This is a genomic window from Kribbella steppae (genome assembly GCF_004342025.1).
GTDB classification, from domain to species: domain Bacteria; phylum Actinomycetota; class Actinomycetes; order Propionibacteriales; family Kribbellaceae; genus Kribbella; species Kribbella steppae.
In genome coordinates, this window is sequence record NZ_SLWN01000005.1 from 135,907 (window position 1) to 148,168 (window position 12,262).

Here is a 12,262-nt window from a genome sequence, read left to right on the forward strand (position 1 = left end):
GGTAGCTGAGGTTTCCGAGTCGGTAGCTGAGGTTTCCGCATCGGTAGTTGAGGTTTCCGCGAGAGGCCCGGTGCTGCGGCGCCGGGCCTCTTGACTGTGGCTATTCAGGATGTCTAGTATCCAGAATATGAAGATGAACGAAGGCGTCGAGTGGGCGATGCACAGCTGCGTGAACCTCAGCTGGGTGCCCGGCGAGGCGGTGACCGCCAAACGACTCGCCGCCTTCTACGACCTCCCCACGGCGTACCTGAACAAGCAGCTCCAGGCACTCACCCGGGCCGGCATCCTGTCGTCCGTCTCCGGACCCAAGGGCGGCTTCCAGCTCGCCCGGGATCCGCGCAACATCAGCCTGCTCGACATCGTGGTCGCGATCGACGGCGGCGACGATGCGTTCCGGTGCGCCGAGATCCTGAAGGACGGTCCGGGCGCCGATCCGCACGCCGACTACCGCAAGATCTGCCTGGTGTCGCAGGCGATGCGGGCGGCGGAGCTCAACTACCGACGCGAACTGGCCGGCCAGTCCATCGCCGACATCGTCACCCGGGTCGAGGAACAGTTCCCCGCCGCCCCCGAGAACGCCCGCCGCTGGTTCGCCAACCTCAAATCCTGACTCCAGCTCTACCTGAGTCCTCCTCACGCTTCTTCCTGCCTCCTTCCCTCCTTGTTTCTTCAACACTTCCGCCACCACCTCCCCTTCTTGCTCCTTCAACACTTCCGCCGGAGTTGATTCTGGATGTTGAATATCCATAATAAGTCCCTGGTCCTGGCACTGCTTGCCTTCGCCCAGCTGATCATCGCGATCGACTACACCATCGTGTTCGTCGCCGTCCCCGACATCGGCCGTGAACTCGGTTTCGCCGCCCACAACCTGCAATGGGTGGTCAGCGGCTACGCCGTCGCGTTCGGCGGCTTCCTGCTCCTCGGCGGCCGGATGTCCGACCTGCTCGGCCGTCGCCGCATGTTCACCCTCGGCCTCTTCCTGTACGGCGTTTCGTCGCTGGCCGGCGGGTTCGCGACCTCACCCGAGTTGCTGGTCGGAGCCCGTGCGGTCCAAGGCTTCGGCGGTGCGGTCCTGGCACCCGCCGTACTGTCGCTGATCGGCACTCTCTTCGCCGAAGGGCGGGAACGCAACCGCGCGTTCTCGATCTGGGGCGCCGCCGGTGGCAGCGGAATGGCGCTCGGCTCGCTGCTCGGCGGAGTACTGACGCAGTCCTTCGGGTGGCCGGCCGTGTTCTTCGTCAACGTCCCGCTGGCCGCGGTTGGTGTGGTCGCCGGACTGCTGCTGATTCCGACAGATGCGTCCGCGCGGAGTGACCGCCGGTTCGACGTACCAGGTGCGGTGACTGCAACGGCGGGGATCACGTCGATCGTGTTCGCCCTGGTCCAAGGTCCGGCGACCGGATGGAGTGGGCTGAGTGTGCCGGCTGCTGTCGTCGGCGTCGTACTGCTGGCTGTCTTTGCACTGATCGAGATCCGGTCGGCGGATCCGTTGATGCCACTGCGATTGCTGGGGATCCGGAACCTGCGGACCGGCGTTGCTGTCATCACTCTGTTCGCTGCGACGTTCGGACCGTTGCTGTACTTCGAGACCGTCTACTTCCAGGACGTACACGGATACAGCGCTTTGCAGACCGGGCTCGCGTATCTCGTCCCGACAGTCGCGATCTTCGTCGGCGCCAACCTCGGCGGTCGGCTGGCGACCCGCTTCGGACTGCATCTGACGTTGGCCATCAGCCTCGGAGTTGGCGCCGTGGGCACGGCACTCCTGGGATTCGGCCTGTCGACCAGCGCGTCGTACGCCGTACTCATCCCAGGACTGTTGATCCTGGGACTCGGCCAGGGCAGTTCTTTCACCATCATGTACGCCGCGGCGTCCACAGGTGTCGCCAACGAGTACCAGGGCATTGGATCCGGGATGGCGTCGACCGGTCAGCAGATCGGCAACGCAGTCGGCCTCGCCATCCTGGTCGCGATCGCCAACCAAGGCGTCGACGGTCTCACCGGTGACGCCCTCCGAACCGCCACCACTCACGGCCTCCGCGTCGCCGTACTCCTCACCGCCGGCGGCATCATCCTCACCGCCGCACTGGCCCTCACCGCCCGCAAGACTCCGGCACCGGCACTCGTCGATGCCGTCAGCAACTAACTCACCAGGAGCTCAACCATGAAGCCTGTACTGATCCGCGCCACCGACGCCGAGACCCTGCCCGCAAGCGGCGTCACCCTCTTCGCCGACGTCCCCGACACCGGCGGCCACCTGACCAGCCACCGCTCGATCTTCAAGCCTGGCAAGGAAGGCGCTCCCCCGCACCAGCACAAGGAGGCCTCTGAACTCTTCTTCGTTTTGACCGGCTCCCTCCGCGTCCTGACCGGCGACGACATCATCCTGCTGAACCAGGGCGACTTCCTCGTCGTACCGCCGAACACTCCGCACGCCTTCGAAGCCGCCGGCGATTCCGACACCGAAGTCCTCTTCGTCCTCACCCACGCCAAACCCCGCTTCGACTACTACCGCCTCCTCGAGTCCGTCTACCGAGGCGAAACCCCGCCCGCCGAACTAGCCAAGACCAGCGACCTCTACGACAACCACTACGTAGAAAGCCCCACCTGGCAAACCCGCTAGCCCAGACTGCCCAGCCGGCCCCTCACCCGGCTGGGCACTGTCGCAGCTGTCTAGCGGAAGAGCCGGAGCCCCGGCGCGCCTACCAGATCTCGGCCTTGCTGCGCACGCGTCTTGCTGTCTGTGGACAACCAGGGGACGAAGCCTGTGGACAAGAATCCCTTGAAAATAAGGGGATTCTCGGTTTGAGAACTGTCGGTGGGGATGCCTAGGGTGGTCGGCATGGAGATCCTCGGCGAACGACCCGCCTGGTCGATGACCGACAGCGAGAAGCTGTCGCGCCTCGACGCGGCCGTCGCCGAGATCAACAGGTTGAAGACCTACTACCTCCACCTCGTCGGCGACCTCGACGCCTCCGGCTACGCCAACGACATCGGCGCCGGCGACACCGCCCGGTTCCTGTCCACGCGCTACCGCATCGACGCAGTCGAGGCACGCCGCGACCTTCGCCTCGCCAAATCCCTGGCCAAGTACCAAGCCATCGCCGCCGCCCTCCCCGACCCCGCCACCCCATTCCCCGGCGCGCCCACCCCCGACGCACCCGCCGACCCCAACCAGCCCGAAGACCCCGACCAGGCCGAAGACACTGACCAGGCCGATGGCACTGACCGCGCCGATGATGGGGCCGGCAGCACCAAACACACCGGACGGGGTCGCCCGATGCACCCCGCCCAGGCGGCTGCCATCGTGTCCGCCCTGGACAAGGTCTCCGACACCGTCCCGGTCGAGAACCTCGACGCCGCCGAACGCCAACTCGTCAACCTGGCCCGCACCTTCACCCCCAGCCAACTCCGCCACGCCGCCCACCGCATGCGCAACATCCTCGACCCCGACGGCCCCGAACCCGACGAAAACCGCGCCTACCACCGCGAATCCCTCACCCTCAAACCCGCCGACAACGGCGTCAAGTTCGGCGGCTACCTGGCCAACGAAAACGCCGAACTCCTCCGCACCCTCATCCACAGCGGCGCCAAACCCCACAAAACCATCGACGGCCACCCCGACCCCCGCCCCCGCGACAAACGCCAAGCCGACGCCCTCACCACCCTCCTCAACACCGCAGCCACCATCACCCACACCACCGCAACCAGTACGACAACCACCACCGACAACCGCAGCACGACCAACACCGCCGATCGCCAGACGACAGGCAACGCCGGGGATCATCACAGCCCAGCGAGCCATCCGGATGGATCCACCCGCGGCAGCGCCTCGACCGGCACGAGCGCCCGCACGGACGCACCCCCTGACGAAGGCGACAGCATCGGCGCTGCTGGCGACTCCGACCACACCGCCCGTGAAGACATGCCACCGGTCGACAGCCCCGCCCAGCAAGCCACATCGAGTCACGACACGTTCGGTCAGTACATTCCCGGGCACGGTCCGAAGGCCCACCTGACCATCACCATCGACTACCACGCCCTCAAAGCCGCGACCGCCGACGCGACCGGCCAGACCGTCTTCGGCGACGACCTGTCCGCAGCCGCCGTCCGCCGCCTGGCCTGCGACGCCCAAGCCCTCCCCGTCGTCCTCGGCACCAAATCCCAACCACTCGACGTCGGCACCACCAAACGCCTCATCACCGCACCCATGCGACTCGCACTCAACGCCCGCGACCGCGGCTGCGTCGTCTGCGGCGCCCCACCCATCCAATGCGAAGCCCACCACCTCGTGCACTGGATCGACGGCGGAAACACCAGCGTCTCCAACCTCGTCCTACTCTGCAAACGCCACCACATCGACCTCCACACCGGCCACTGGCACATCCAAATCATCAACGACGTCGTCCACGTCACCCGCCCCGGCTGGGCCAACCCCGACCCCATCCCACCCAACACCTACAAACCACCCATCCACCACAACCCAACCAACAACTCCCCAGACACCACCGGACGCACCTGGACGCCCACCACCACCCGACACCGCGAAACCACACCAGACGCCGCCCGCCAAGCAATCTGGGGCGACCCCACCCCACCCACCAACCCCACCCCGCCCCATTCCCCCGGACAAGCCACCACCCCGCCCACCGACCCCACCACACCGCCGTCCCCACCCACCCCTGCCTCACCTCCCCCACCCACCCCTGCGCCATTTCCCCCGCCCACCACTACCCCAGCTCCGCCGCTGCCCCGGTCTGCCTGACCCACCACCCCGACCTTCCCTGACCGATCGCCAGCCCGACCTCCCGCACCCACCTGCAGCCCGGTCCCCTGACTCGCCCATCGCCCCGGCTCGTGCGCCACCGCCGACCGGCCGTTCCGACCACCCCTGCTCCACCTCCCCGTCAACCACCGACCCGCCGCTCGGACAGCTTCAACCGCAGGTCCTGGACGAACGACAGCTGATCTGCGCGGTCGACTCCCAGGACCTGGCCCGGTCATTGCGGTCCGAGGGCATCCGGACACGGACGACCCGGAGCTCGACCGATCGCCGGCCTCACGCAGTGGCAGGAGAAGGAGCTCTCGTCGGCGTCGCCGATCCCGGAGCTCAACCCGATCGCCGACTTCACGCAGTGGCAGCGCAAGGCCACGGCACTCGGCGAGGGGCAGGCGAGTGGTTGCCCTGGGCTACGACCGCCGCGCCGGATCCGGCCGCACCGCGCCGAACCCCTCACCCTGCCAGTTCGTTTGGGCAGGATGGCTCGCGCGTCACCTCTACGACCCGGACGGCAGCGCCCCACGCAGCGCGCCGCGAGCAGGTCTTCTAGGCAAACGTGACGGCGAGGACGATTACGGCCAGCAGCGTGTCAAGAACGGCGCAGAACTCGGCCATTGAGCGTACGACGACGCGCTGGGTGCGGTGGTGGTAGATGTCCCAGGCTGTGTGGGCGAAGAGGCCTGCAGCGACGACCACTCCGGCCAAGGTCTGATTCGCGTCGGCCGCGACGAGCGCAGCGGCGGCACAGACCGCCAAGGCGACGGCTTGTAGCGGGACTCCCCACGACGGGCGGAGAGCTCCACGCGTCACGCCGTACACGATGAGGGCGGCCGCGAGGGCGACCATCCACCAGGTGGCGTTGATGCCGGGGACGTTGGAGCCGAGCCCGACCACCACGAAGCTGATCGCGAACACCGGCCAGGCAGCCTTCCGCCGCTGTAGCGCGGCCGAGCCGAGATAGACGAATCCGGACGCTGTCACGATCGCCGCGACCTCGGCACCACTCGAGATCCCGATCCCAGCAAAGGCAGCCATCGCCACCCCCGCCACGGCCGGCCACCGCCGCACGACCCAGGGCCGTTCCCTGACTTCTGCTGTGCTCATCCCAGCACCTCCAACCCGCCACCGACCTCAAGGCCGACAGCGCATCACGAGACGCTTTCAAAGCCCTTTCAGACCGAGCGGGTGGCTACTAGGTCGCAGAGGGAGTCGAGGGCTTGGCGGGCGGGGCCTTCGGGGAGGGCGGAGAGGAGTTTGCGGGCGTCGGTGGCCCGGCGGCGTACGTCGTCCTCGGCCTGGCGGAAGGCCGGATGCGCGCGGAGAAGCTCGAGGGTCTCGGTCAGACGCGCGTCGTCGGAGAGGTCGGAGTCGAGGAGCTCGAGCAGGCGAGCGTCGTCCGGCCGGGAGGGGTCCGCCTGGGCGCGGAAGATCAGCACCGGCAGGGTCGGGACGCCCTCGCGGAGGTCCGTGCCCGGGGTCTTGCCGGACTGGTCCGACGCCGAGGCGATGTCGAGGATGTCGTCGGCGAGCTGGAAGGCCACGCCGATCTCCTCGCCGAAGGCGCGCAGTGACTCCTGCACCTCATCGGGCGCACCGGCGTACCGGGCACCGAAGAGAGCGGACGTCGCGATCAGCGAGCCGGTCTTGTCGGAGACGACGGACAGGTAATGGGCCAGCGGGTCCTGGCCCTCGCCGACGCCGAGGGTTTCGCGGATCTGGCCCTCGACCAGCCGGCCGAAGGTGCGGGCCTGGATCCGGACCGCCTCCGGGCCGAGGTCGGCGACCAGGTCGGAGGCGCGGGCGAACAGCCAGTCGCCGGACAGGATGGCGACCGAGTTGTCCCAGGCGGCGTTCGCGGTGGCCGAGCCACGCCGGAGCGCGGCCTCGTCCATCACGTCGTCGTGGTGCAGGGTGGCGACGTGGGTCAGCTCGACCACCACGGCCGCCTTCACCACGTCGTCAGACGCCGGCTCCGGCCCGAACTCGGCCGCCAGCAGGACCAGCAGAGGCCGGAACCGCTTGCCACCGGCAACCATGACGTGCTGCGCCGCCGCGGTGACGAACGGCGCCTCGGACTGGGTCGATTCGCGCAGTACCTGCTCGACCGACTGCAGGCCAGCACGAACCCGGGCTTCGAGCGCCTCATCGGCGAACGCGAAGCCCAGGCTCTCGGCCGGCAGCGGGGTCGGACTCAACGGATGAACTCACCCGCGCGGGCCGCCAGGTCGAGCACCGGTCCGGGAACCAGGCCGAGAACCACGGTGGCGGCGAGACCGAGGGCGACGGCGGTCGTGGTCTGCCACCCGGGCAGGGCCACGTCCGGCGCGTCGGCCGGGAGGTCGGAGAAGAACATCAGCACGATCACCCGGACGTAGAAGAACGCGGCGATCAAGCTGCACAGCACCGCGACCACGACCAGCGGCCACGCGCCGCCGGTCCACGCCGCGGTGAACACCGCCCACTTGCCGGTGAAGCCCGCGGTCAGCGGGATACCGGCGAAGGAGAGCAGGAAGAAGGCGAAGATGCCGGCCAGCAGCGGCGACTTCTTGCCCAGTCCGGCCCAGCGGGACAGGTGGGTCGCCTCGCCGCCCGCGTCCCGCACCAGCGTGACGACGGCGAAGGCGCCGAGGGTCGGGAACCCGTAGGTGACCAGGTAGAACAGCACCGCCTGGGTCGAGGTGATCCCGTTGAGGACGCCGTTGCCGGCCTCGGCGAGGCCCACGAAAGCGGTCAGCAGGAAGCCCGCGTGCGCGATCGAGGAGTAGGCCAGCATCCGCTTCACGTCGGTCTGGGTGATCGCGACGATCGAGCCGACCACCATGGTCAGGATGGCAACGATCCACATCATCGGCGCCCAGTCCCAGCGGGTGCCTCCGAGCGCGACGTAGAAGACCCGCATCAGCCCGATGAACGCGGCGATCTTGGTGCAGGCCGCCATGAAACCGGTGATCGGCGTCGGCGCACCCTGGTAGACGTCCGGGGTCCAGGAGTGGAACGGTACGGCGCCCACCTTGAACAGCAGGCCGACACCCAGCAGGCCGGTCCCGGCCAGCAGGATCGCGTCGCCGCTGGTCTGGGTCGCCAACTCGTCCGCGATCCCGCCCAGCGACATCGTTCCGGCGTACCCGTAGAGCAGCGCGATCCCGAACAGCAGGAAGGCCGACGCGAACGCACCGAGCAGGAAGTACTTCATCGCCGCTTCCTGCGAGATCAACCGGCGACGCCGGGCCAGCCCGCAGAGCAGGTACAGCGGCAGCGAGAACACCTCGAGCGCGACGAACAGGAGCAGCAGGTCGTTGGCCGACGCGAACAGCATCATGCCGCCGACCGCGAACAGCGTCAGCGGGAAGATCTCGGTGTGCTCGACCCTGGCCGCCGTACCCTCACGCTCGGCCTCGGACCCCGGTACGGCGGCCGCCTGGCCGGCGAACGCGGACAGCCCGCCGTCGACCGACCGCTCGGCGAAGAGCAGCACGCTGATCAGTGTCAGCGCGAGCAGTAGGACCCAGGTGAACAGCGCCGGGCCGTCGACGGAGATCGCACCCTGCGCCGCGATCATTTCCTTGTTCTCGTTGATCAGCATGGCGGCCAGCACACCCGCAACGACGACGGACACCACCGTGATCGCCAGCTGGGCCGCGTGCCGCAACTGCCGGGGCAGGAAGGCCTCGACCAGTACGCCGACGCAGGCGGCACCGAAGACCACGAGCAGCGGCGCGAGTTCGCCGTACTCGATCTTGGGCGCGGTGAAGTCCGCCAGCGGCAGAATCTGCGCGATCACTTCTGTCCCTCCGTCACGGGGATCTCCGGAGCCTTGTCAGTCACGCCGACGTGCTGCATCGTCGACTCCACCGCCGGCTTGATGATGTCCACCACCGGCTTCGGGAAGATCCCCAGGCCGATGATCAGTACGACGAGCGGCGCGATCGCGAGCACCTCGCGCACGTTCAGGTCCTTCAGTTTCTCGATCCCGTCGCGGACCGGCCCGGTCATCAGGCGTTGGTACATGATCAGGATGTAGAGCGCGGCCAGCACGATACCGAGGACGGCGATCACCGCGAGCGTCTTGTGCCGGCTGAACGTCCCGGCCAGCACCATGAACTCGGAGATGAACGGCGACAGACCGGGCAGCGCCAGGCTGGACAGACCGGCGAACAGGAACGTGCCGGCCAGCACCGGTGCCACCTTCTCCACCCCGCCGTAGTCGGCGATCCGCGCGGACCCGCGCCGGGAGATCAGGTACCCGGCAACCAGGAACAGCGCCGCCGTCGACAGACCGTGGTTGAACATGTAGAGCGTCGACCCGGTCAGGCCCTGCGACGTCAGCGCGAAGATCCCCATCACGATGAAGCCGAAGTGCGAGATCGAGGTGTAGGCGATCAGCCGCTTGATGTCGGTCTGGCCGATCGCCACCAGGGCGCCGTACAGCACCGAGATCAGGGCCAGCACCAGGACGACCGGCGTGGCCCACTCGGACGCGTTCGGGAACAGGCCCAGGCAGAACCGGATCATCCCGAAGGTGCCGATCTTGTCCAGGACGCCGACCAGCAGCACCGAGGTACCCGGTGTCGCCTCGGCGGCGGCGTCCGGCAGCCAGGTGTGGAACGGCACCATCGGCGCCTTCACCGCGAAGGCGAAGAAGAAGCCGAGGAACAGCCACCGCTCGGTGTTCTGGCTGATGTCCAGCTTCATCAGATCGGTGAGCAGGTACGACGGGTCACCGGCCTGGGACGACAGCACGTACAGCCCGACCACCGACGCCAGCATCAGCAGACCGCCGAGCAGCGAGTAGAGCAGGAACTTCACCGCGGCGTACGAGCGCTGTGCACCGCCGAAGCCACCGATCAGGAAGTACATCGGGATCAGCGTGGCCTCGAACAGCACGTAGAACAGGAACACGTCGGTGGCGGCGAACACGCCGAGCGACAGCGCCTCCAGGCCCAGGATCCAGGCGAAGAAGGACTTCTCCGACCAGCGGCCGTCCTGCGCGTCGTTCCAGGACGCGATCAGCACGATCGGGGTGAGCAGCGCGGTCAGCACCAGCAGTACGACGCCGACGCCGTCGAGACCGAGTGCGAAGTACGCACCGAACGGCTGGATCCAGGTGTGCGTCTCGGCGTAGTCCGCGGCACCGTTTTGCTGGTAGCCGATCGCGATGATCGCCATCAGCACCAGGGTGACGAGCGAGAAGCCGAGGGCGACCTGCTTGGCCAGCAGCACCTTCGCTTTGGGCACCAGCATCGTCGCCAGTGCCCCGACGAACGGCAGGAGCAGTAACAGGGTCAGCCAACCGATGTTCACGACAACCTCACCGCGAGGAGGGCGACGACCACGAATGCGGCGCCGAAGACCATGCTGAGTGCGTAGGAACGGACGAAGCCCGTCTGGAACCGGCGGAGCCGGCCGGACAGACCGCCGAACAGCGCGGCCAGCCCGTTCACCAGGCCGTCCACACCGCGGTTGTCCAGCCAGACCAGGGTCCGGGTGAGGTACTGGCCCGGGCGCATCAGGACCGCCTCGTTCAGCGCGTCGCCGTACAGGTCACGGCGGGCGAAGGTGGTGACCGGCGAAACCCGGACGGGCGCCTCGCGCGGGATGTCCCGGCGGAACTGCACGACACCGATGGCAGCGCCGACGATCACGGTCGCGAGGATGATCAGCGTCATCGCCAGCGCGCTGAGCGGCGGATGGGCTTCCTCGAAACCGGTCACCGGCTCCAGCCAGGTGACGATCCAGTGGTTGACGAAGTAGAGCGCGCCGCCGACCAGCGAGAGGATCGCCAGGATGATCAGCGGACCGGTCATCACGTTGGGCGACTCGTGCGGGTGCACGTCCTTCTCCCAGCGCTTCTCGCCGAAGAAGGTCATCATCATCAGCCGGGTCATGTAGAACCCGGTGATGCCGGCGCCGATCAGCGCACACAGACCGACCACGGTGTTCTCCGCGAAGGCCACCTCGATGATGTGGTCCTTGCTGAAGAAGCCGGAGAACGGCGGGATGCCGAGGATCGCCAGGTAACCGAAGGCGAACGTCACGAAGGTGACCTTCATGTACTTGCGCAGACCGCCATAGTGCCGCATGTTCACGTCGTCGTTCATGCCGTGCATCACCGAGCCGGCACCGAGGAACATGTTGGCCTTGAAGAAGCCGTGCGTGAGCAGGTGGAAGATCGCGAAGGCGTAACCCACCGGGCCGAGACCCGCGGCGATCATCATGTAGCCGATCTGGCTCATCGTCGAACCGGCCAGCGCCTTCTTGATGTCGTCCTTGGCGCAACCGATGATCGCACCGGTCAGCGCGGTCACCGTACCGACGATCACCACCGCGGTGGACGCGGCGTCGGTGACCTCGTAGATCGCGCTCGAGCGGACCACCAGGTAGACGCCCGCGGTGACCATGGTCGCCGCGTGGATCAGCGCCGACACCGGGGTCGGGCCCTCCATCGCGTCCAGCAGCCAGGACTGCAGCGGCACCTGCGCGGACTTGCCGCAGGCCGCCAGCAGCAGCATCAGGCCGAGCAGTGTGGCCCAGGTGCTGGACAGCTGCTCGGCGCCGGCGTCCACGGTGGTGAAGGCGGACGAGCCGAACAGCGCCCACATGCTCATCACCGCGAGCGAGAGGCCGATGTCACCGACCCGGTTCACCACGAACGCCTTCTTCGCGGCGACCGCGGCGGAGTTCTTGTGCTGCCAGAACCCGATCAGCAGGTACGACGCCAGGCCGACGCCCTCCCAGCCGACGAACACCACCAGGTAGTCGGCGGCGAGGACCAGCAGCAGCATCGCCGCGATGAACAGGTTCAGGTACCCGAAGAACCGGCGCCGCCGCGGGTCGTGCTCCATGTAGCCGATCGAGTAGATGTGGATCAGCGAACCCACACCGGTGATCAGCAGCACGAACAGGATCGACAGCGGGTCGATCAGCAGGCTGAAGTTGACCGTGACATCGCCGACCGAGAACCACTCGAACAGCCGGATGGTCTCGGACCGCTCCTCGCTGCCGAGGCCCTGCATCTGGACGAACAGCACGACGCCGAAGGCGAAGGAGATCAGCGGCGCCAGCGTGCCCAGCAGGTGACCCCACGCGTTGGTGGCTTTGCCACCCAGCAGCAGGATCGCCGCGGACAGGGCCGGGACCGCGATCAGCAGCCACGTCAGCTCATGACTCATCGGTGCTTACCTCAGTACTTGAGCAGGTTGGCGTCGTCGACCGAGGCCGAGCGACGGGTGCGGAAGATGGCCATGATGATCGCCAGCCCGATCACGACCTCGGCCGCGGCCACCACCATCACGAAGAAGGCGGCGATCTGACCGTCCAGGTTGCCGTGCTGGCGGGCGAAACTGACGAACGCGAGGTTGGTTGCGTTCAGCATCAGCTCGACACACATGAAGACGACGATGGCGTTACGGCGCACCAGCACACCCAGCGCGCCGATGCTGAACAAGATCGCCGCGAGCACGATATACGGCTCGGTGGTCATGC

The 12,262-nt window shown here is 67.5% G+C and carries 10 protein-coding genes; 4 read left to right on the top strand and 6 right to left on the bottom strand.

The window, feature by feature from the left end:
- Positions 1-127 precede the first annotated feature (127 nt).
- From EV652_RS15505 to EV652_RS15520, 4 genes are all read left to right on the top strand, one after another.
- Positions 128-610: an RrF2 family transcriptional regulator gene (locus tag EV652_RS15505; RefSeq protein WP_199238207.1), complete on the top strand. Its 483-nt coding sequence runs from the start codon at positions 128-130 to the stop codon at positions 608-610.
- 123 nt (positions 611-733) lie between these two features.
- Positions 734-2,146, top strand: a complete 1,413-nt coding sequence (locus EV652_RS15510; protein ID WP_132209833.1) for an MFS transporter — start codon at positions 734-736, stop codon at positions 2,144-2,146.
- A gap of 18 nt (positions 2,147-2,164) precedes the next feature.
- Entirely contained in the window at positions 2,165-2,623 is a 459-nt protein-coding gene (locus EV652_RS15515) for a cupin domain-containing protein (RefSeq protein ID WP_132209834.1), read from the top strand.
- A gap of 219 nt (positions 2,624-2,842) precedes the next feature.
- Entirely contained in the window at positions 2,843-4,765 is a 1,923-nt protein-coding gene (locus EV652_RS15520) for an HNH endonuclease signature motif containing protein (RefSeq protein ID WP_132209835.1), read from the top strand.
- Positions 4,766-5,326: 561 nt separating this feature from the next.
- On the opposite strand, the gene EV652_RS15525 is transcribed toward EV652_RS15520, so the two are convergent.
- The 6 genes from EV652_RS15525 to nuoK all read right to left on the bottom strand — a co-directional run bounded on the left by EV652_RS15525 (position 5,327) and on the right by nuoK (position 12,260).
- A complete protein-coding gene (locus tag EV652_RS15525) occupies positions 5,327-5,884 on the bottom strand; it encodes a hypothetical protein (RefSeq protein ID WP_132209836.1) in 558 nt (185 codons plus the stop codon).
- Between the two features lie 68 nt (positions 5,885-5,952).
- Entirely contained in the window at positions 5,953-6,975 is a 1,023-nt protein-coding gene (locus EV652_RS15530; RefSeq protein ID WP_132209837.1) for a polyprenyl synthetase family protein, read from the bottom strand.
- Positions 6,972-8,561 (bottom strand): NADH-quinone oxidoreductase subunit NuoN, encoded by a 1,590-nt coding sequence (gene nuoN / locus EV652_RS15535; RefSeq protein WP_132209838.1) that lies wholly within the window; start codon positions 8,559-8,561, stop codon positions 6,972-6,974. Before nuoN ends, EV652_RS15530 begins: the two co-directional genes overlap by 4 nt.
- Complete coding sequence (locus EV652_RS15540) at positions 8,558-10,081, bottom strand: NADH-quinone oxidoreductase subunit M (protein WP_132209839.1); 1,524 nt, start codon at positions 10,079-10,081, stop codon at positions 8,558-8,560. Before EV652_RS15540 ends, nuoN begins: the two co-directional genes overlap by 4 nt.
- The gene (gene nuoL, locus EV652_RS15545) at positions 10,078-11,949 is read right to left on the bottom strand and encodes an NADH-quinone oxidoreductase subunit L (protein ID WP_132209840.1); all 1,872 of its coding nucleotides are present in this window, start codon (positions 11,947-11,949) and stop codon (positions 10,078-10,080) included. Before nuoL ends, EV652_RS15540 begins: the two co-directional genes overlap by 4 nt.
- A gap of 11 nt (positions 11,950-11,960) precedes the next feature.
- Positions 11,961-12,260 (bottom strand): NADH-quinone oxidoreductase subunit NuoK, encoded by a 300-nt coding sequence (nuoK, locus tag EV652_RS15550; RefSeq protein WP_130384807.1) that lies wholly within the window; start codon positions 12,258-12,260, stop codon positions 11,961-11,963.
- Positions 12,261-12,262 lie beyond the last annotated feature (2 nt).